General features: G+C 50.9%; 15 protein-coding genes and 1 pseudogene. 13 read left to right on the top strand and 3 right to left on the bottom strand.

The window, feature by feature from the left end; translation table 11 throughout:
• Positions 1-13 precede the first annotated feature (13 nt).
• Positions 14-3,436 (top strand): alpha/beta fold hydrolase, encoded by a 3,423-nt coding sequence (locus tag KJA68_RS10160; protein WP_213036829.1) that lies wholly within the window; start codon positions 14-16, stop codon positions 3,434-3,436.
• A gap of 167 nt (positions 3,437-3,603) precedes the next feature.
• On the opposite strand, the gene KJA68_RS10155 is transcribed toward KJA68_RS10160, so the two are convergent.
• Genes KJA68_RS10155 through ubiG form a run of 3 tightly spaced genes read right to left on the bottom strand, consistent with a single transcriptional unit; the run spans position 3,604 to position 5,567 of the window.
• Positions 3,604-4,188, bottom strand: coding sequence for a Maf family protein (locus tag KJA68_RS10155; protein ID WP_213036828.1), 585 nt, complete (start codon positions 4,186-4,188; stop codon positions 3,604-3,606).
• A gap of 37 nt (positions 4,189-4,225) precedes the next feature.
• Positions 4,226-4,879, bottom strand: coding sequence for an HAD family hydrolase (locus KJA68_RS10150; protein ID WP_213036827.1), 654 nt, complete (start codon positions 4,877-4,879; stop codon positions 4,226-4,228).
• Positions 4,872-5,567: a bifunctional 2-polyprenyl-6-hydroxyphenol methylase/3-demethylubiquinol 3-O-methyltransferase UbiG gene (gene ubiG / locus KJA68_RS10145; protein ID WP_213036826.1), complete on the bottom strand. Its 696-nt coding sequence runs from the start codon at positions 5,565-5,567 to the stop codon at positions 4,872-4,874. The genes KJA68_RS10150 and ubiG overlap by 8 nt, the downstream gene beginning before the upstream one ends.
• A gap of 188 nt (positions 5,568-5,755) precedes the next feature.
• Here ubiG and gyrA point away from each other — a divergent pair, with 188 nt between their 5' ends.
• The 12 genes and pseudogenes from gyrA to KJA68_RS10085 form a co-directional block, all read left to right on the top strand.
• Positions 5,756-8,335: a DNA gyrase subunit A gene (gene gyrA, locus KJA68_RS10140; protein WP_213036825.1), complete on the top strand. Its 2,580-nt coding sequence runs from the start codon at positions 5,756-5,758 to the stop codon at positions 8,333-8,335.
• 18 nt (positions 8,336-8,353) lie between these two features.
• Positions 8,354-9,436, top strand: coding sequence for a 3-phosphoserine/phosphohydroxythreonine transaminase (gene serC / locus KJA68_RS10135; RefSeq protein WP_213036824.1), 1,083 nt, complete (start codon positions 8,354-8,356; stop codon positions 9,434-9,436).
• Positions 9,429-10,613, top strand: a complete 1,185-nt coding sequence (locus KJA68_RS10130) for a 3-phosphoglycerate dehydrogenase family protein (protein WP_213036823.1) — start codon at positions 9,429-9,431, stop codon at positions 10,611-10,613. The genes serC and KJA68_RS10130 overlap by 8 nt, the downstream gene beginning before the upstream one ends.
• Positions 10,614-10,633: 20 nt before the next feature.
• The gene (pheA, locus tag KJA68_RS10125) at positions 10,634-11,701 is read left to right on the top strand and encodes a prephenate dehydratase (RefSeq protein ID WP_213036822.1); all 1,068 of its coding nucleotides are present in this window, start codon (positions 10,634-10,636) and stop codon (positions 11,699-11,701) included.
• An 88-nt stretch (positions 11,702-11,789) separates the two neighbouring features.
• Positions 11,790-12,920: a histidinol-phosphate transaminase gene (gene hisC, locus KJA68_RS10120; RefSeq protein WP_213036821.1), complete on the top strand. Its 1,131-nt coding sequence runs from the start codon at positions 11,790-11,792 to the stop codon at positions 12,918-12,920.
• Positions 12,917-13,933, top strand: coding sequence for a 3-deoxy-7-phosphoheptulonate synthase (aroF, locus tag KJA68_RS10115; protein ID WP_213036820.1), 1,017 nt, complete (start codon positions 12,917-12,919; stop codon positions 13,931-13,933). Before hisC ends, aroF begins: the two co-directional genes overlap by 4 nt.
• Before the next feature lie 49 nt (positions 13,934-13,982).
• Entirely contained in the window at positions 13,983-14,843 is an 861-nt protein-coding gene (locus KJA68_RS10110) for a prephenate dehydrogenase (RefSeq protein ID WP_246487145.1), read from the top strand.
• A gap of 530 nt (positions 14,844-15,373) precedes the next feature.
• Entirely contained in the window at positions 15,374-15,664 is a 291-nt protein-coding gene (locus KJA68_RS10105) for a DUF3892 domain-containing protein (protein WP_213036818.1), read from the top strand.
• 246 nt (positions 15,665-15,910) lie between these two features.
• Entirely contained in the window at positions 15,911-17,719 is a 1,809-nt protein-coding gene (gene mnmC, locus KJA68_RS10100; protein WP_213036817.1) for a bifunctional tRNA (5-methylaminomethyl-2-thiouridine)(34)-methyltransferase MnmC2/FAD-dependent 5-carboxymethylaminomethyl-2-thiouridine(34) oxidoreductase MnmC1, read from the top strand.
• A 141-nt stretch (positions 17,720-17,860) separates the two neighbouring features.
• Complete coding sequence (locus KJA68_RS10095) at positions 17,861-18,406, top strand: peroxiredoxin (protein WP_213036816.1); 546 nt, start codon at positions 17,861-17,863, stop codon at positions 18,404-18,406.
• 144 nt (positions 18,407-18,550) lie between these two features.
• Positions 18,551-20,464: an ATP-binding cassette domain-containing protein gene (locus KJA68_RS10090; protein ID WP_213036815.1), complete on the top strand. Its 1,914-nt coding sequence runs from the start codon at positions 18,551-18,553 to the stop codon at positions 20,462-20,464.
• 308 nt (positions 20,465-20,772) lie between these two features.
• Positions 20,773-21,099 (top strand): annotated as a pseudogene (locus KJA68_RS10085) (integrase core domain-containing protein); the annotation flags it as partial.
• Positions 21,100-21,179 lie beyond the last annotated feature (80 nt).

Raw genomic sequence — 21,179 nt, 5'->3', positions numbered from 1 at the left:
ACAGGGAGTTCCCATGATTAGATTGTCCCGCCCGCTTGCAGACATTAAGGATCATTACACAGTGGTTGTGGTTGGTTCAGGGTATGGTGGTTCTGTGGCGGCCTCCCGGTTTGCCCGGGCCGGGCAGACAGTATGTGTTCTGGAGAGGGGGCGGGAGATCCAGCCGGGGGAGTATCCGCGCACTTTGTTCGATGCGACAGGGGAAATGCAGGCGGATTTGCCGCATGCTCATATGGGTTCCCGTACCGGTCTTTATGATTTTCATGTGAATCAGGACATGAATGTTCTGGTAGGGTGCGGGCTGGGCGGAACGTCGCTGATTAATGCGAACGTGGCGCTCAAGGCGGAGAAAAGAGTTTTTGAAGATGCACGCTGGCCGGAGGAAATCCTTGCCGATTATGACACTGCCCTTGCCGAAGGTTATTCCCGCGCGAAAGAAATGCTGAAGCCGGTGCCTTACCCGGAATCGGGCCCGCCGCTAAGGAAGATGGACGCGCACCAGAAATCTGCCGGGAAGCTGAACGGGAAATTCTATAGGCCGCCGATTGCCGTGACTTTTCAGGATGGCGTGAATCATGTGGGTGTGGAGCAGAAGGCCTGCGTAAATTGCGGCGATTGCGTTTCAGGCTGCAATTACACATCAAAAAATACGCTGTTGATGAATTATCTGCCGGATGCCCGAAATTTTGGCGCCGAAATCTTTACCCGGGTATCCGTTCGGAAACTCGTGCGCAAGGGAGCGCGCTGGCTGGTTTATTACCAGGCACTGGAATATGGCCAGGAAAAATTCGACGCGCCCGAGCAGTTTGTCAGTGCGGACATTGTGGTTCTTGCAGCCGGTACGCTTGGCTCGACGGAGATCCTGCTGCGCTCGAAATCTGCAGGACTCGAACTTTCGAACAAGCTTGGTCATGGGTTTACCGGAAATGGTGACGTGCTGGCCTTCGGCTATAACTGTGACGAGGAAATTCATGGTGTCGGTCATGGTCATATGGATTCGAAAGGCCGCATGCCAGTGGGGCCGACGATTACCAGCATCATTGATATGCGCCAGCAGCCTGGGCTGGATGACGGGATGGTGATCGAAGAGGGAGCCATGCCGGGCCCGTTGGCGCCCTTGTATGCCCAGGTCCTGGCGGCGGCTTCTTCCGCATTTGGAAAAGACACAGATGGCGGTCTGTGGGATATGGTAAGGGAGCGGGCGCGTGAAATGGACAGCCTGTTGCACGGAGCCTATAAGGGCGCGGTTCAAAATACCCAGACGTACCTTGTAATGGCACATGATGATGGTGCGGGGCGTATCGGCCTGGAAGGAGACCGGGCGCGCGTTGCGTGGCCAGACGTCGGGAAGCAGCCGGTGTTCAAGAAGGCAAATGATCGTTTACAGAAGGCGACCCAGGCCTTGGGAGGTACTTTCCTTCCCAACCCGCTCTGGACGGAACTGCTGGGTCATCATCTGATCACCGTTCATCCGTTGGGTGGCTGTTGCATGGGGGCGGATGCAGAGCGGGGTGTGGTCAATCACAAGGGACAGGTTTTCTGCGGAACACAGGGAAAAGGCGTGTACGATAATCTCTATGTCAGCGATGGATCGGTCATGCCCCGCTCGCTGGGTGTCAACCCGTTTCTGACAATCACCGCACTGGCAGAGCGCAACGCATTGCTGGCAGCGCAAGACCGGGGCTGGAGCATTGATTACTCGCTTCCGTCCAAAGTTCCGCCTGCAGTAACGCTTCCAGAGTTGGGACTGCAATTTACCGAGACGATGCGTGGATTTTTTTCGACCTCGGTCGTGGCAGGAAACAGCCTGGAAGATTATCAGATTGCCTGGAAACAGGGTAAGGCAGAAGATTCCCCTTGCGAGTTCACGCTCACGGTTCTGTCCGAAGACCTGGAGTTGTTGCTTGAGAGCGCTTCTCATCCGGCCAGAATCGTCGGGACAGTGACTGTTCCCGTGATTTCGCCCGCTCCTCTCAGTGTTACAGACGGGCAGTTCAATCTTCTGGTCATGGACCCCGGTGAGGTCAATACCCGCCGCATGGAATACCGGATGAAGCTTGCGGCGGAGGATGGAAATACATACTTCTTCAATGGTTATAAAGTGGTCCGTAGTGACAGAGCAGGGCTGGATGCCTGGGCAGATACCACGACCTTATATATTACGATTCATGCGGGTGCAGACGTGAATTCTCCGGTGCTCGGCAAAGGCAGATTGCATATCGAACTGCTGGATTTTGCGAAACAGTTGACTACGATTCAGGTCAGCGATGCACAGAGCCTGGGCCAGCGTCTTGACGGGATTGCCAGGTTCGGTCGCTACTTTGCAGGAGCCCTTTGGGATGTTTACGGGGGGATAGGAAAGCGTGATACTCTTTTTGACCCTGAAGCTTCTCCGCGCCAGAAACGCCCATTGCGCACCAGTGTTCCCGAGGTTCATTATTTCAGAACCAGCGATAATGTTGAACTGCGTCTGATGCGCTACAAGGGGAGAGGCAAAGGTCCGGTGATGCTGTCCCATGGTTTGGGGGTTTCAAGCCTCATTTTTACCATGGATACGATTAACACGAATCTTGTCGAATATCTTTTTGCGCACGGGTATGACGTCTGGTGTCTGGATTTTCGGGCAAGCATAGAACTGCCGTATGCAGCAAAAGACCAGTCTACGGGTGACGATGTGGCTACAAAGGATTACCCGGCAGCGGTGGCAAAAATTCGCCAGGTTACGGGTGCCGCAACCATTCAGGCTGTAGTGCACTGCTGGGGGGCGACTACGTTCTTCATGGCGTTGCTTTCTGGTTTGCAGGGTATCCGTTCGGTCGTCGCCTCTCAGGTTGCTACTCATATCCAGGCTCCTTTGATGACGAAGCTTAAGACGGGGCTGCATCTGCCCACGTTTCTCCAGCAGATTGGCGTTCGTTCCCTGAATGCCTATGTGGATCAGAATCAGGACTGGCAGGAGAAATTATATGACGCTGCGCTCCGGTTTTATCCAACGGAACTTCCAGAGCTCTGCGATAGCCCTGTGTGCCGTAGAATTGCTTTTATGTATGCGCCCCTCTATGAGCATAAGCAATTGAATGATGCCACGCACCGGGCCATGCACGAGATGTTTGGTATTGCGAACATGCGCTCTTTTGAGCACATCGGGCGTATTGTGAATACAGGGCACCTTGTTGATTTTGGCGGTCAGGACGTCTATATGCCGAACCTGGACCGCCTGAATCTGCCAATCAGTTTTATCCATGGCGCAGAAAATGCCTGCTTTCAGCCTGAAAGTACCCGGATCACCTGGCAGCTCCTGCGCGAGAAATTCGGCGTGGCACAATATGATCGGCATGTGATCGCCAATTATGGACATATCGACTGTATTTTTGGCAAGAATGCGTACCTGGATGTTTATCCGTATATTCTGGAGCACCTGGAAAGAAATCGGTAGGCAATCAGGCCATTCCGGGGGTGGGTTCGGGTGATGCCGGACGCTGGATGCGATTTTTCGCAGAGGTAAGCATTGAAATGGCTGCTGGATCCGGTGCGGGAAGCTGGTGCGAGGCAACGGGGATCGCCGTGTAATGCTGCCGTGCGGGTCAGTGGATAGGACTGAACCTACAAAACCGGAATTCCCTGTTTTTTGAGCATATCCACCAGGAGAATCAGTGGCAGGCCGACTAAAGCGTTAGGGTCTTTCCCTTCCATTTGGCTGATCAGCGCGATTCCCAGTCCTTCTGATTTTGCGCTGCCGGCACAGTTGTAAGGCTGTTCTTTGCGCAGATAGGATTCGATTTCGGTTTCGCTAACCATTCGGAACTGGACGCGATTTTCGGCAATTTCGGTAAGCATTTCCCCGTTCTTTGCATTGAACAGGGTGAGCGCGGTATAAAAGGTGACCCATTTCCCACGCATGGAGCGTAACTGATGTACGGCATTTTCGTGGGTCAGGGGCTTGCCTAGTTGTTGTTCACCTAACAGTGCGACCTGATCTGAGCCAATGATCAGGGCTTCCGGGTGAAGTGCTGCTGCAGACTGAGCTTTTTTCCGTGAAAGTCTGTGTGCGGTTTGCAGGGCACTTTCACCGGGCAAAGGGGTTTCGTCTATCCCGGGGGCAGTGACCTGAAAAGGGATTTGGAGCCGCTCTAAAAGTTCTTTGCGGTAAATGGAGGTGGAGGCAAGTACAAGAGGTGGGTAATTCAAGAGGATTCCTTGGCAAAATTCTGGAAATAGAATTTGTTCAGTCAATCAAATAGTGCATGAGCTGGTGAGGCAAGTCTATTCCGCCACGGGCAGGCCAGCTTGCCAGGTCGTTGGGGGAGCTGATGTAACCATAGCGCGCGATGATGAAATCTATACCGGCGGCTTGCGCTGCTTCCGCATCGCGTCTGTCGTCTCCCAGATACAGGCAGTCTTGTGGGCGAACTTTGAGCAAATCACAGGCCATAAGCAAAGAATCGGGGTAAGGTTTGGCGCGCAGGCAGGTATCGCCGCTAATCAGGCATGCTGCGCGGTGTTTATAGCCAAGCGCCTGCATCAATGGAAAAGTGAAGCGATGGGGTTTGTTGGTAACGATACCCCATGGCATCTTGTGTTGTTCCAGCGTCTTGATCAGCTCTTCCATGCCGGGAAATAGCGTAGTGTGCACGCAAATATGATCCGCATAGTAGTCAAGGAAATGATCGCGTAAACGGGAATAATGCGGCTCCCCTGGCTCAATATTGAACCCTAGTTTCAGCAGGCCGGCAGAACCATGGGAAGCATGGGGACGGATGGTCTGCAATGGCATGGGGTCCAGGTTATGCAGGTTGCGCAGGTGATTCAGGGCGGCGCCCAGATCGGGGGCGGTATCCGCGAAAGTACCATCCAGGTCAAAAAATACAGCACTACTCACGGCAACAGGAAAACAGATAGTTGACGTCAGGGTTTGGGTCAAGCGAGTAGGTTTTATGGACCGGGTGGTAATTCATGCCGCTGATATTGTGGACGGTAAGGCCTGCATTACGGCAAAACCTGGCCAATTCGGATGGTTTGATGAATTTTGCGTAATCATGCGTGCCACGTGGCAGAAGTTGCAGTAAATACTCTGCTCCGATCACTGCGTACAGGTACGATTTCGGATTGCGGTTCAGGGTGGAGAAGAATACGTGTCCTCCCGGTTTGGCAAGTTGCGCGCAGGATCGTACGATGCTGGATGGATCGGGCACGTGCTCGAGCAGTTCCATGCAGGTGACAATATCATATTGCCCCGGTTGCTCGGCAGCCATTTCTTCTGCGGGGATTTTGAGGTATTTGACCTGCTGGCCACTTTCCAGCAGGTGCAGTTTTGCAATTTGCAGGGCTTTTTCGCTCAGGTCAATTCCCGTAACCTGCGCACCAAGCCTGGCCATGCCTTCGGACAGGATTCCGCCACCGCAACCAACATCCAGTACATTTTTCCCGGACAGGGCAGCGGTCTGGTTAATGTAATTCAGACGCAGGGGATTGATTTCATGGAGAGGTTTAAATTCACTGTTGGGGTCCCACCAGCGGTGAGCGAGTTGACTGAATTTTTCCAGTTCGGTCGGGTCGGCGTTGATCATCGTGCACTCATAAGATTCAGGTTGTAAATGAAATGTAGCAAAACTTGCATGGAACCGCCAGCAGGTCACGCAGCGGAACTCCTATGGGACTTGGCGGTAGAAAATTAGGCTTTGTCTGGTTATGGGTGGGCATGTTAAACTTACAAATTGTTTTGTAAGAACTTTACTTTAGATTGCCGGCTATTCCTATGGAACATTTCGCGAAAGAAGTCCTGGTTGTCAGCCTGGAAGAGGAAATGCGCAAGTCCTATCTGGATTACGCGATGAGCGTGATTGTTGGACGGGCTTTACCTGATGTGCGTGACGGACTGAAGCCAGTACATCGCCGCGTGCTTTTTTCGATGCACGAATTATCCAACGACTGGAATAAACCCTACAAGAAATCTGCACGTATTGTGGGCGATGTGATCGGTAAATACCATCCGCACGGGGATACGGCTGTATATGACACCATAGTGCGTATGGCGCAGGGGTTTTCGTTGCGTTATCCACTGGTGGATGGCCAGGGAAATTTTGGTTCGGTGGATGGGGATAATGCAGCCGCGATGCGTTATACCGAAATCCGCATGGCACGTATTGCGCATGAGCTGCTGGCCGATCTGGACAGGGAGACAGTCGATTTCGGGCCCAACTATGATGGTTCCGAGCTTGAACCACTGGTGTTTCCGGCGCGCTTCCCGAATTTGCTGGTGAATGGCTCAACGGGTATTGCTGTAGGGATGGCAACCAATATTCCCCCGCATAATCTGGGCGAGGTGATAAATGCCTGCCTGGCGCTTCTGGAAGCCCCTGATCTGGATATAGAGGAGTTGATTGAGTATGTTCCCGCTCCCGATTTCCCAACCGCGGGTTTTATTTATGGTCTCGAAGGAGTAAAGGAGGGATACCGTACAGGCCGGGGGCGTGTGGTAATGAGGGCCCGCACTCATTTCGAAGATATTGAAAAGGGGGGAGGGCGCCAGGCGATCGTCATCGATGAATTGCCTTACCAGGTGAACAAGGCGAACTTGCTGATGAAAGTTGGCGAGCTGGTGCGCGAGAAGAAAATCGAGGGGATTTCTGAGATTCGGGATGAATCAGATAAGTCCGGCATGCGTGCGGTGATCGAGCTCAAGCGCAATGAGATGCCGGAGGTGATACTCAATCAGTTGTTTAAGTTGACCCAGCTGCAGGACAGTTTCGGGATGAATATGGTTGCCTTGACCGAAGGTCAGCCCAAGCTGCTAAACTTGAAGCAATTCCTGGATTGCTTTCTTCGTCATCGGCGCGAGGTGGTTACGCGGCGCACGATATTTGATTTACGCAAGTCGCGGGATCGTGGCCATATTCTGGAAGGGTTGGCCGTTGCGCTGTCCAATGTAGATGAAATCATTGCGCTGATCAAATCCGCAGAAACTCCCTCTGTTGCCAAGCAGGGATTGATGGCTCGGCCATGGCGTTCCGCGCTGGTGGAAGATTTGTTAAGCAGGGTCAGTGATGCGTCGCGTCCGGAAAATCTGGCACCGGAATTTGGGATGTCCGGACAGGGGGAGCAGCGCGGATACTGGCTTTCAGACATTCAGGCACAAGCCATTCTGGAGTTGCGCCTGCAACGGTTGACGGGTCTGGAGCAGAACAAGATTGTAAGCGAGTACCGGGAGGTGATGGATCGAATTGCCGATTTGCTGGATATCCTGGCCAGGCCGGAGCGCGTAACCCGAATCATCAGCGATGAATTGTCTGCCATCAAGGCGCAATACGGTGATAAGCGTCGAAGTGAAATTGTGACGCATACCCAGGACATGAGCAAGGAGGATCTGATCACGCCTGAAGACGTGGTGGTAACCATGTCGCATGGCGGGTACATGAAAGCGCAACCCTTGGCAGAATATGTGGCGCAGAAACGCGGTGGCCGTGGTAAACAGGCCGCTCCTCCAAGGGAGGATGATTTTGTAGACAATCTGTTCATTGCCAATACACACGATTATATTTTGTGTTTTTCCAGTCGCGGGCGTGTGTACTGGATCAAGGTATACGATGTACCACAGGGCACCCGGACTGCGCGTGGCAAACCCATTGTAAATCTGTTGCCATTGGAAAGCGGGGAGAAAATTAATGCAATTCTTCCTGTGAAGGAATTCTCCGAAGACCAGTATGTATTCTTTGCGACTGCCCAGGGTACGGTGAAAAAAACGGCGCTTTCCGATTTTGCCAATCCCCGCAAGGCAGGCATTATTGCCATTAATCTGGATGAGGGCGATTATCTGATTGGCGTGGCGCTCACCGATGGCAAGCATGATGTGATGCTGTTTTCAAATGGCGGCAAGGCGGTTCGCTTTGATGAAAACGATGTGCGATCCATGGGGCGTGTATCACGCGGGGTCCGAGGAATGAAACTTGCGCCGAATCAGAGTGTAATTGCACTCCTCGTTGCGAGGGACGAAAATCAGTCAGTATTGACTGCTACCGAAAATGGCTATGGCAAGCGTACTCCGATCTCTGAATATACCCGGCATGGTCGTGGTACTCAAGGCATGATTGCGATCCAGACCTCCGCGAGGAATGGCAAGGTGGTGGCGGCTACTTTGGTACAGGCGGAGGATGAAATCATGCTGATTGGAACGAATGGCGTGCTTATACGCACTCGTGTCAAGGAAATCCGGGAAATGAGCCGTTCAACGCAAGGAGTAACCCTGATTAATCTGGGCAAGGACGACAAACTGGCCGGATTGAGTCGTATTGCCGATCCTGAATCGGAAGATATTTCTAACTTCATTAAACCGGAATAATCAAAATACAGGCAGTTTATGACAATCTTTAATTTTAGTGCCGGGCCGGCAGTGTTGCCGCGTGACGTATTGCAGCAGGCACGCGAGGAGTTGCTGGACTGGAATGGCAGTGGCATGTCCGTTATGGAAATGAGTCACCGCGGTAAAGAGTTCATGGGGATAGCAGCGACGGCGGAAGCAGATTTGCGCAGCCTGCTGTCCATCCCGGAAAACTACAAGGTGTTGTTTCTGCAAGGCGGGGCGCACTTGCAGTTTGCAATGATCCCGCTGAATTTGCTGTGTGACAAATTATCGGTTGATTACGTAAATACTGGCGAATGGTCCAAAAAGGCAATTGCGGAAGCGAAAAAATTTGCCAAAGTGAATATCGTGGCAAGTGGCGCGGACCAGAATTTTATTAACGTGCCTGCTTTTGAGACATGGAAGTGTGATCCGGAAGCGGCTTATCTGCACTATACTTCAAATGAAACGATAGGAGGGGTTGAATTCAACTGGATTCCGGAAAGCGGCGATGTCCCTTTGGTGGCAGATATGTCGTCGAATATTTTATCCCGTCCGGTCGATGTATCCAGATATGGCCTGATTTATGCCGGGGCGCAGAAAAACATCGGCCCGGCAGGTTTGTGCATTGTCATAGTCCGGGAAGACCTGATTGGCAAGGTTACCCCCGGCATGCCGACCATGCTGGATTACAAGATTCATGCCGATAATGATTCCATGTATAACACTCCGCCGACATTCGGAATTTACATGGCTGGCCTGGTATTCAGTTGGCTCAAACGGAATGGTGGATTGGTCCAGATGGAGCAGCTCAACATCAGAAAAGCCAATTTGTTGTACGATGCGATTGATGCCAGCAACGGTTTTTATAATTGTCCGGTGGTCAGGTCTGATCGCTCACGCATGAATGTGCCATTTACCTTGAAAGATGCCAGCCTGGATGGCGAGTTCCTGAAACAGGCAGATCAGCATGGCCTGCTGCAACTGAAGGGACATCGCTCTGTCGGTGGCATGCGTGCTTCCATTTACAATGCGATGCCGCTGGAAGGGGTGCAAACCCTGGTTGAGTTCCTTACACATTTTGCAAAGCGACATGGATAAAACTTTTAAGATATTGACCTTGAATAAAATTTCAACCGTTGGGTTGAGCCGGCTACCTGCTGCAAATTATGTGGTGGGCAGCGATATCGCAGATCCGGATGCGATCTTGGTGCGTTCGCACAATATGCACGAGATGGATATCCCGGCGAGTGTGAAAGCAATCGCACGGGCCGGGGCCGGTACGAATAACGTGCCGGTAAAAAAGATGAATCTGAGGGGGATTCCGGTATTTAATGCGGCTGGTGCGAATGCCAATGCAGTCAAGGAGCTGGTAATCGCCGGCATGTTGATGGCTGCACGCAACCTGATCCCTGCGTTGCATTTTTCCGCCAATCTGACTGGGGACAATGCCACCTTGCACAAGCTGGTAGAAGAGGGCAAAAAGCATTATGCAGGAATTGAGATACGCGGCCGTACCTTGGGGGTGATCGGGCTTGGTGCCATCGGACGCCTGGTGGCGGATGCCGCTATTGGACTGGGTATGAATGTAGTTGGATACGATCCGGAAATTACTGTAGAAGGTGCATGGAGCCTGCCTTCCCAGGTTAAGAAGGCAAACAGCATAGAGGATTTGCTTAGACAAAGCGATTTTGTAACCCTGCACATCCCATTGCTGGAGGCTACGAGAGGCCTGATCAATGACCGGCGTATAGAGATGATGAAACCGGGCAGCGTACTGCTTAATTTCGCGCGTGATGCGATCGTGGAGGAGCATGCGGTTTTGGCGGGGATTGCATCCGGGCGTATCCGCTATTATGTATGCGATTTTCCAATGGAAAAAATGCAGAATAATCCTGCAGTGATAGCGTTGCCGCACTTGGGGGCGTCCACGCAGGAAGCGGAAGATAATTGTGCGGTAATGGTGGCGGAGCAGGTGCGTGACTATTTGGAGCATGGAAATTTGATGAATGCGGTAAACTTCCCGAATGTGAACATGCCGCGCGAATCGTCTTTCCGTATTGCCATTGCCAATTCCAATGTGCCGAATATGCTGGGCCAGATTTCGACTACATTGGCAAGCGCCGGCATCAATATTCACAATATGATCAATAAGTCGCATGGTGAGATGGCGTATACACTGGTAGATACAGATATTGCGACCCCACCTGACATGATTGTAAAAATTGCCTCAATTCCGGGCGTACTCATGGTGCGTGATCTGCCCTTGAAAGCTTAAGCAATAGGTACGCATGAATCATGGGCGAGGAACTCAAGGAATATAGGGGGCAAATAGATCGGATTGATGATGATTTGCTCAGGCTCCTGAATCAGCGTGCCGCACTGGCAAGGAAAATCGGGCACGTCAAGGGAGAAAGTACCGTGCTGCGGCCAGAGCGGGAAGCGCAGATATTGCAGCGTATGGTCAGAAATAACCCGGGTCCTTTGCCAGACCAGAGTATTACGCAATTGTTTGTTGAAATTATGTCGCATTGCCGTGCGCTGGAAACACAGCTATGTGTTGCATATCTCGGGCCAAGTGGCACTTTCAGCCAGGAAGCCGTGGAAAAGCGTTTTGGCCATGCGGTGCTGGGCAAGCCTTGCAATTCGATCGATGATGTTTTTCATACGGTAGAAAGTGGCAAGGCAAATTACGGAGTGGTGCCGGTTGAGAACTCCACAGAGGGAGCGATAGGCCGTACCCTGGATTTGTTGCTGCAGAGCCATCTCAAAGTTTGCGGCGAAGTGATGCTTCCCGTTCATCAATGTTTAATTTCACGAGCGGCTGGCCTTTCAGCCATCAAGCGCGTGTTTTCCCATGCGCAGTCCCTGGGGCAGTGCCAGTCCTGGCTGAATACGCATTTGCCTGCTGCTGAACGTATTGCTGCAGGAAGTAATACACAGGCGATATTACTGTCGCTGGAAAAGCATGCGGACAGTGCAGCTATCGCGGGTGTGATGGCTGCTGCAAATTACGATGTTCCGGTTCTAGCAGAAAATATTGAAGATGATCCGCGCAATACCACCCGTTTTTTGGTGATTGGGGATCAGGAGGTGGCACCATCCGGAAAAGACAAGACCTCTCTGGTCATGTCCGCACCCAATCGCTCGGGTGCGGTTTATGATTTGTTGGCGCCACTGGCCAGGCATGATGTCAGCATGACCAGGCTGGAATCAAGACCCGCCCGTTCTGGGATATGGGAATACGTGTTTTTTCTGGATATTGAGGGGCATCAGCTTGAACCAAAAGTGGCTCTTGCCCTGGATGAACTCAGGCAGGCTGCAGCGTTTGTAAAAACGTTGGGATCCTATCCGGTTACCACATAAGAACGATCCAGAAAAAATTTACTGAATGTATAAAGAGGCCGCTTGTATAACCGGGTAGGCCATGAAAAAAAATTAGTTAAGGTTTCGAATGAATTTTTGCGAGTTAGCTCCTTCATATGTCCGCGCAATCGCTCCTTATCAGCCGGGTAAACCTATTGCAGAACTGGAACGCGAACTGGGGATCACAGGCATCGTCAAGCTGGCTTCCAATGAAAACCCTCTTGGCGCAAGTCCACTTGCCGTTGCTGCGATGCATGCTGCAATCGGTGATATTGGTCGCTATCCGGATGGCAGTGGATTTGATCTGAAAAAAGCATTATCCGAACGATATGGGATTGAGCGTGCCGGCATTGTATTGGGCAACGGTTCCAATGACCTGTTGGAATTGGCAGCGCGGGCATTCCTTGCGTCGGGTGATAGAGCGGTTTATTCCAGGCATGCATTCGCGGTATATGCGCTTGCTGTGCAAGCGGCAGGAGCGCTGGGGATCAGTGTGCCAGCTACAGCAGGGTATGGCCATGATCTTGCCGCGATGCGGCAGGCTGCAATGCAGCATGAAGTAAAGATGGTGTTTATTGCAAATCCGAATAATCCAACGGGAACTTTTCTGGACTCTGGCAAATTGCATGATTTTTTGCGAACGGTGCCTTCTCGGATTCTGGTGGTGCTGGACGAGGCGTATAACGAATATTTACCAGGAAATGTACGCTACGATAGCGTGGCCTGGTTGCGTGATTTTCCAAATTTGATTGTTTCCCGTACTTTCTCGAAGGCATATGGCCTGGCAGGTTTGCGGGTGGGGTATGCGCTGGCCAGTGAGCAGGTGGCGGATATGCTGAATCGGGTTCGACAGCCGTTTAATGTAAACAGTATAGCACAGGCAGCTGCCGTGGCTGCACTGCAGGACGAAGATTTTGTAAGGCGGACCTGCGAATTGAATTACGAAGGGATGGAGCAGATTGCACAAGGGCTTTCCCGATTAGGGCTTGAGTACATTCCATCCTATGGAAATTTTGTAAGTTGCCGTATTCCCAATACAGACTTGAATGAGGGAAGCGGTGCTGCCCGGATGTATCGTCGATTGCTGGAGCTGGGGGTAATCGTGAGACCAATCGCTAACTACGAGATGCCGGATTATTTACGCGTGAGCATTGGCTTGCAAAGTGAGAATGAGAAATTTTTGTCTGCGCTGGAGCAGGCGTTAGGAGAAACAGTGTGATTATAGTGATGAGCAGGGATGTTACCGAAGAACAAATCGGTGTGGTGGTAAAAAAACTTCAGGATGCCGGACTGGATGCCAATATTTCCCGTGGTGTTGAACGGACAGTGATTGGTGCCATTGGTGATGAGCGCAAGTTGACCGAAGAAATGTTTACTCCGCTGCCCGGGGTAGAGTCAGCGATGCACATCGTAAAGCAATATAAAATTGTATCCCGTGAATCGCATCCCCAGAATACGGTAATCGATATCAGTGGCATTCCGCTGGGAGGCAACCAGATCCAGATTATTGCCGGACCCTGTTCGGTTGAAACGCAGCAACAGATGGATTTGTCCGCCCAGTACGTTAGCGAAGCAGGTTGCCGCTTGATGCGTGGCGGTGCATTTAAGCCCCGGACCAGCCCCTATACATTTCAGGGGAAAGGGGTGGAGGGATTGGACATGTTCCGCCAGGCAGCCAAAAAGTTCAAGCTGCCTATTGTGACCGAACTGATGGATGTCCGCATGCTGGATACTTTCCTTGAAAATGATGTGGATGTCATTCAGATCGGTACCCGAAACATGCAGAATTTTGATTTGCTCAAGGAAGTAGGGCGTATCAACAAACCTGTAATTCTGAAGCGCGGGATGTCAGCTACCATTTCGGAGTGGTTGATGGCGGCAGAATATATTGCAGCTGGGGGAAACCACAATATCATATTCTGCGAACGCGGTATTCGTACGTTTGAGACATATTACCGGAATGTTCTTGATGTAACTGCCATCCCGGTAATGAAAAAGGAGACACATCTGCCAGTGATCGTTGATCCTTCACATGCCGGAGGTAAGGCATGGATGGTTGCTGCGTTGTCACAGGCAGCGATTGCTGCGGGGGCAGATGGCTTACTGGTAGAGATGCATCCTAATCCTAGTGAGGCCTGGTGTGATGCGGATCAGGCGCTGACTCCGCAGGAGCTGAAGAAACTGATGGGCGTGTTGACCGGGATTGCCGCAGCGATTGGCCGTACTCTTTAAACTTTGTTTCATTTGAACTGGAGATACGGGGAGATCTGTGGGCAACCAATTGTTTCGGAAGGTTGTTATATTTGGGGTGGGCCTGATCGGCGGTTCGTTTGCGCTGGCCCTGCAGCGAAAAAATGCGGTGGGGGAGATCATTGGTTTTGGTCGAAGCTCGCAAACGCTGGAACAGGCAAGGCAACTGGGAATTATTACTCGTAGTGGTTCAGATTTCGAGGCAGAGCTGGGTGATGCTGACCTGGTTTTTCTTGCAACACCGGTTGGCCAGATGGCCGATATTATGGCCCGGATCGAATCCTGCCTGGGGCCGCACACCCTTGTGATGGATGCCGGAAGTACTAAAGGCGATGTGGTTGAGTATGCTTACCGGAATCTGACGGCACATATTGACCGCTTTGTTCCGGCGCACCCGATTGCAGGGGGTGAGCAAAGTGGTGCCGTAGCAGCGCGTGCTGACCTTTTTCACGAAAAGAAAGTGGTGCTGACGCCGTTACCGGAAAACTCTGCAGATGCAGTAGCCAGAATCAGGCTGGCATGGCAGCTGTGCGGCGCACGGGTGAGTGAGTTAACGCCAAAGCAGCATGATGAGGTTTTTGCTGCGGTCAGTCATTTGCCACATGTGCTTTCTTTTGCCTTGGTACATAATTTGGCCCAGAGGGAGAATCGGGATTTGCTAATGTCATTTGCCGCAAGTGGATTCCGTGATTTCACACGTATCGCAGCAAGTTCTCCGGAAATGTGGCGCGATATTTGCTTGGCGAATCGTGATGCATTGCTGGTTGAGCTCCATCAGTATATGCAGGAGCTGACCGCCTTGAACCATGCCCTGCTGGAAATGGATGGTGCCAGGCTGGAAGAAATATTCAGGATTGCCCGTTCGGTGCGCAGTAACTGGATGCCGCAATAATTCAATTAGCCTGATGGAGCTTCTGCTGTTTTCAGGTGATTCATCATGCAAAGAACAATATACTTTTCACCATTTTTCACCATAATAAATAATAACAAAAATGGATACAGGACTGCTGTCATGAATAAATTTGTACGACACGCTTGAATCAACGTGTAGCGGACATATATTAATGAGGGTGCATTAGTGCAAAGTATCCTGAACCACGCATGTGGTTGTGAATGAATGTCAAGGCTGCCTCATGGCGGTGATTCAAAATATCCGGCATATGGGTTACCAACAGTTTTTTGTGTTGTTCGAGATAAAATCCTGTTCTGTTTTCAGAATGAAAGGGAGTGAGGATGTGTCATGATCCAGAAAATCTAACCAGGCAAAAATTTTATTCATTTGAATATTACGGTGTCGTTTAATCAGTGTATTCCTGTCCGTATGCATACTTCAGATTTTGGGGAGGTGAATTGGCATTTGGGATGGATGCAGTGATTACTATGGTCAATACTGTCTTTATGGATAGCTAGCAGGAGAAAAGAATGGATGATTTGCGAGTTACATGTATCGTGAAGGGGGATGGTCAATTAGCTCATGAACGTGTCAAATCAATAGGTGGGGTGGATGCGGAAGGGAAACGCTGGAAACTGTCTGTGGAAGAGGCAATTGCAGGTATCTCTGTGGGAAAATGGCGGTTTTATACATATACAGGGGGGTTTTCTTTCTGGTTGGTTGTGGCTGTAAGTTCGCATGGATATAAATATTTGAAAACGGACCATGATGGAGAGCAGCCGATCAATTTGCTTAGCCTGCGTTCCTGTCCGCCGGATTGATAAAGCGGGTTCCTGTTATCCTGGTCAGTTCGAAGATGCTGCAATAGGACAGCAGTAGGGCATTCAGCGTGGTACGCTGAATTTATCCGAAAATATGGCTGGCTGTTGTAGTCCGATCAAAATTAAAAGCTATTAGAGGTATGAACTCCGTGGAATTTGTATTGCCGGGATGATCATTATGAGTGTAATCAATCTGTCGAGGCTGGTTTTAGTCGTCCTGGAAGATCGCCACCATGTTGTTTTCTCATGTTAGATTGGCAGGACGGGCAGCCTTTTTCAAACCGTTTTAGTGATATTTATTTTTCACACGATTCCGGAATAAAAGAAAAGCGCCATGTTTACCTGGAAGGTAATCGCTTGCCCGAGCGCTTTTCCTTGTTGTCAGGCAGGGAAAGTTTTTCCATTGGGGAAACTGGATTTGGCACGGGTCTGAACTTTATAAGCACATGGCAATTATTTGATCAGGTCACGATGCCCGGCTGTAGTTTGGATTTTTTCAGCGTGGAAAAATATCCTCTGGATGACAATGAACTGGAAAGTGTTTTATCTCTTTGGCCTGTTTTACAGCAGTACGCAGAAAAGCTACGTGCCAAATGGCGACGTCGGGTTCCTGGCTGGAACCGCTGGTCATTTAGTGGAGGAAGGATACGCCTGACGCTCGTGATAGGGGACGTGCTGGATGCCATAACGGAGGTTCGTGGTGGTGTCGACGCCTGGTTTCTGGATGGTTTTTCCCCGGTACGCAATCCAGAAATGTGGACGCAACCTGTGTTCATGGAGATTGCGCGAAAATCGAGGCCGGGTGCTACATTTTCTACTTATACTTGTGCCGGTTCGGTGCGACGGGGACTGGAGCAGGCTGGATTTCAGGTGTTCAAATCCCCGGGTTTTGGCAGTAAACGCGAAATGCTGCAAGGCCGTCTTTCCGGTCAGGTTTCTGCGCGGTCATCCATATCGAACGCCATTGTGATTGGTGGCGGTCTTGCCGGGTGCGCTGCCGCATCGGCATTTGCAATGCGCGGTGTTTCCGTTACACTGATTGAAGGCGCGCCTGCATTGGCTTCCGCAGCATCGGGAAACCCGCGCGGAATATTGCACCTGCGCTTAAACGCAGGCATGAATCCGTTGCAACGTTTTTTGCTTGCTTCCTACGGACATGGTCTCGCCTGGCTGGATGATAAGCTGCCAGTGGATGGGATTGCCCGTGCAGAGTGTGGTGAGTTACAGCTGGCTTTTTCTGTGCAGGAAGAAAAGCGCATTAATCAGCTTGCTGGACTCGACTGGCCTGCTCATTTGTTGCATCGGGTGAATGCTGAGGAAGCATCCAGATTGGCGGGGATCAAGCTGGAATATGGAGGGCTTTGGTTTCCTTCCGGTGGTTGGCTGGTTCCTCCTGTGTTGTGTGCAGCATTGGCTAGGACTGCGGGTATTGAGCAGCGTACTGGTTATCAGGTGGAATCCATACGGGGGGTTGATGGCGGCTGGAGTGTAGCAGGAAAAGATGCGTTACAGCAGACATGGTCGTACGACGCTCAGGTGGTGGTGGTTTGCACGGGCTATCAGATTAAATCATTTACACAATTGTCGCATTTGCCAGTGACCCCGGTGCGCGGACAGATTTCACTGGTGCCGGCTTCATCGCGAAGCAAAAATCTTCGGACAATTGTCTGTGCCAAAGGGTATTTTTCGCCATCTTTTCAGGGGAAACATATGCTTGGAGCAACGCATGGCTTTAATGATGACACGGTGGACTTGCGCGCATCGGATCATGTTGAGAATTTATCCAAGCTGGCAGGAATATCCAGTTCTCTTGCAAATTCGGTCATGGCTGAAAAATTTGGCGGCCGAGCTTCGGTGAGAGCATCTGTTCCGGGAGCCATGCCGCTAGTGGGTGGATTGCTGCCAGGTCTGTATGTCAGCCTGGGTCATGGAACTCGTGGCATTATCACTTCCGGACTTTCCGGTGAACTGATTGCAGCGATGGCCTGCCGACAAATTCTTCCGTTACCCAAAACAGTGGTAAATGCCTTGTCTCCTGCTCCTGCCATGGGGTAATGGGGGTAGGGAAAAGGACATTTGCGCAATGATGCTTGATAATACCTGGTCAGTTGGGTCGCAAGAGGCGGATGTTAGTCTGTGTTTGAGCTGAACCATAATGATGGCCTGACAGGTCGGTGCAAAATTCGGTGAAATAAAATGAAGATATTAATCATATTGGGTATATTGGGATTGGTGGCGTTGTTGCTGGCAAGCTTTCTGGCCCCATCGGATAAGATACCGAAAATTGGGGAAACTGCACCAGATTTTAAATTACCTGATCAGCAGGGAAAGGTATATACGTTGGAGGATTTCCGCGGTCAGTGGCTTGTGCTCTATTTTTACCCTAAGGATGATACGCCCGGCTGCACGGAACAGGCGTGCAAATTCCGTGATGATCTGCATCAATTGACTGTACTGGGAGCCCGAGTGGTGGGCGTTAGCGTGGATGACAGAAATAGTCATGCTAAATTTGCAAAAAAATATGCTTTGCCTTTCCCGTTGTTGGCTGATGAAGGGGGAGAGGTGGCCGCTCGATATGGTGTGCTTCAGAATCTGGGGGTGGTCAAAATGGCGCGTCGATATACTTTTCTGATTGATCCCCAGGCAAAAATTCGCAAGGTTTATGACAAGGTTGAAACTTCCCGGCATTCGAAAGAAATTGTCGAGGATTTAACCCGATTGCTGGCGGATATGAAAGCTTGAACGATCTTTTGGGTATCCTTTCCAGGAACGGGGAAGGAATCTTTTTTTGCATGTTTTCAGATCAAAAGTCATCCCTGATAATGAATGTCAGTTGTCAGCACGGGATTGATCCTTTGTGTGATTTTTTTATTTATTTGATATCTGATGCCCTATATTACTCTGGATAAAGCATTTCTTGCATACGCTCATATGCCATTGCTCGATCGTGTGGATTTTCAACTGGATGAAGGTGAACGGGTGGGCCTGATCGGGAGAAACGGCGGAGGCAAGTCCAGTATGCTCAAAATCCTGGCAGGTTCGGCTGTTCTGGATGATGGTGCTGTGTGGCGCGCACCGACTGCACGTATCTGTTACGTGGCTCAGGAGCCGGTACTCGAAGGAAGCTCTACCGTGTTTGCAGAAGTTGCGCGTGGGTTGGGCGATTTACAGCAAATTATCACCGATTATCACCAATTGTCCCTTCGGCTTTCAGAGCCGGATGCGGATTATGATACTTTGCTGGAAGCGATGCAAACGCTCCAGACCAGGCTTGAGGCCCAGAATGGTTGGGCTGTGCAGACTCGGATCGAGGCGGCGACCCAGCGCCTGGAACTGAATGCGGAAAGTCGTATTGGAGATCTGTCCGGAGGAATGCGGAAGCGCGTGGCACTGGCGCAGGCGCTTGTGGCAGAGCCAGAGGTGTTGATACTGGATGAGCCTACCAATCACCTTGATTTTTCGTCGATCGAATGGTTGGAAAATTTGCTTTGCAATTTTCGAGGAAGTGTGTTGTTCGTGACTCACGATCGACGGTTCCTCGATAACGTCGCTACCCGAATAATCGAGCTGGATCGGGGTAATCTTGCCAGCTTTCCGGGGAATTTCGCAGCCTATCTGAATACAAAGGAGCAAATGCTCCAGGATGAAGCGGTTCATCAGGCAAAATTTGATAAGGTACTGGCACAGGAAGAAGTATGGATACGCCAGGGTATCAGGGCGCGGGGTGTGCGCAACCAGGGGCGCGTGCGAAGGTTGGAGCATTTACGGCAAGAGCGGAGTGCGCGACGCGAGCGTATAGGCAAAGTTGAAATGAACCTGGATGCGGGTGACCGTTCCGGGAAGTTGGTGGCAGAACTTTCTCATATCAGTAAATCCTTTGGAGGAAGGCAAGTTATAAAGGATTTTTCTTGCCGGATTCAGCGTGGGGATAAGATTGGCCTCTTGGGACCCAATGGGTCTGGTAAAAGCACATTGTTAAAAATTATTTTGGGAGAATTGGCGCCGGACAGTGGAAAGGTTCAACTGGGAACCAGGCTGGCAGTGGCTTATTTTGACCAATTACGGGTGCAACTGAACGAGGCAGACACACTGGCAGATACGATCAGCCAAGGGGCTGATTTTATTGAGATCGGTAATGCGCGCAAGCATGTCATCAGTTATCTTGGAGATTTTTTGTTTGCTCCGGAACGGGCCCGGTCGCCGGTAAAAAGTTTGTCCGGTGGCGAGCGGAACCGCCTTTTGCTTGCACGCCTGTTCAGTCGCCCGGCTAATGTGCTGGTGCTGGATGAACCTACCAATGACCTGGATATTGAAACAATGGAGTTATTAGAGGAACGGCTTGCCGAATATGAAGGTACACTTTTTCTGGTGAGTCATGACAGGGCCTTTCTTGACAACGTGGTTACGCAGGTGATTGCCTTTGAGGGTGACGGAAAATTGGCGGAGTATGTTGGCGGTTACGAAGACTGGGTGCGGGTCAAGAAGCAGCAGGCAATGCAGCAGCGTATGCCTGCGAGTACTGTTACCCCGGTTAAGTCGTTGCAGCAGAAAGCCGGGGTGGCGCCCAGACTTTGTACGAAGTTAAGTTTTAAGGAAGCTCGTGAGTTGGAGCAGATTCCGCTGCGGATTGGGACTCTGGAGCAAGAACAGGAAAAACTTGCTGCCAGTTTGAGTTCAGGAAGTTTATACCGAGAAAATCCAGATCAGGCGAGACAGTTTCAGGAACGTTCAGCGGATATCGAGAATGAGCTGATGGAACTTATGGTGCGTTGGGAAGAATTAGAAAGCCGAAAGGAGTAACTGACAGCGCCGGAGGTTGTGTAGACATGAAACTTTAAAAGTTTCGACAATGATATCCGGGCAGCTGTCATGAGCATGAGCGTAACACTGTGCAACCGCTGCGTGTCACTTCTATACACACATGCCGGTGAAATTAAATTGTAGTAATTTCGATTTGATCTGACAGTCGGGCCTTGCCAAAAGGTGGGGTTACCAGGTTTGATAGAGGTGCGAATCTTTATTAACCAAGCGCATAAGCACAAATGAGTAACCCCGTGAGTAGTGTTCAACAGAATGTAATCAAACACAAGTTAGGCTTATTGAATCTGGCAGCCGACTTGCTCAACGATCGGGTGCTGCCGTTCTTCACCAAACGAGGCATGGGTGTCTGCGTATCCTGACGGATCGCGGGATGGAATACTGCAGCAAGCCTGAGAACCATGAATACCGACCCTATCTGGAGCTGAACGACATTGAGCACTCCAGGACCAAAGCCAACCATCCGCAGACCAACGGTATCTGTGAGCGGTTTCACAGGACCATCTTGCAGGAGTTCTACCAAGTGGCGTTCCGCCGCAAGATTTACCTTGTAGATTGAAGAACTGCAGGCTGAGCTGGATGCTTGGATAGTGACTTTCAACAGCCACCGCACCCATTATTGATCCGGCCTTATAAAGATTGAACTTTTAAGTATTCGGTGTCTCCAAACGAGCATGGAAAAAGAAGACGCGCGATA

Source organism: Candidatus Nitrotoga fabula, from assembly GCF_905221025.1.
Taxonomy (GTDB): Bacteria; Pseudomonadota; Gammaproteobacteria; order Burkholderiales; family Gallionellaceae; genus Nitrotoga; species Nitrotoga fabula.
This window is presented reverse-complemented; position numbering and strand designations above follow the sequence as displayed.

Bases quoted from the DNA above. Each gene is read 5' to 3' on its own strand.
- serC (WP_213036824.1), top strand. From the start codon at position 8,354: ATGACAATCTTTAATTTTAGTGCCGGGCCGGCAGTGTTGCCGCGTGAC.
- KJA68_RS10105 (WP_213036818.1), top strand. From the start codon at position 15,374: ATGGATGATTTGCGAGTTACATGTATCGTGAAGGGGGATGGTCAATTA.
- KJA68_RS10130 (WP_213036823.1), top strand. From the start codon at position 9,429: ATGGATAAAACTTTTAAGATATTGACCTTGAATAAAATTTCAACCGTT.
- KJA68_RS10160 (WP_213036829.1), top strand. From the start codon at position 14: ATGATTAGATTGTCCCGCCCGCTTGCAGACATTAAGGATCATTACACA.
- gyrA (WP_213036825.1), top strand. From the start codon at position 5,756: ATGGAACATTTCGCGAAAGAAGTCCTGGTTGTCAGCCTGGAAGAGGAA.
- KJA68_RS10090 (WP_213036815.1), top strand. From the start codon at position 18,551: ATGCCCTATATTACTCTGGATAAAGCATTTCTTGCATACGCTCATATG.
- pheA (WP_213036822.1), top strand. From the start codon at position 10,634: ATGGGCGAGGAACTCAAGGAATATAGGGGGCAAATAGATCGGATTGAT.
- hisC (WP_213036821.1), top strand. From the start codon at position 11,790: ATGAATTTTTGCGAGTTAGCTCCTTCATATGTCCGCGCAATCGCTCCT.
- KJA68_RS10095 (WP_213036816.1), top strand. From the start codon at position 17,861: ATGAAGATATTAATCATATTGGGTATATTGGGATTGGTGGCGTTGTTG.
- mnmC (WP_213036817.1), top strand. From the start codon at position 15,911: ATGTTAGATTGGCAGGACGGGCAGCCTTTTTCAAACCGTTTTAGTGAT.
- ubiG (WP_213036826.1), bottom strand. From the start codon at position 5,567: ATGATCAACGCCGACCCGACCGAACTGGAAAAATTCAGTCAACTCGCT.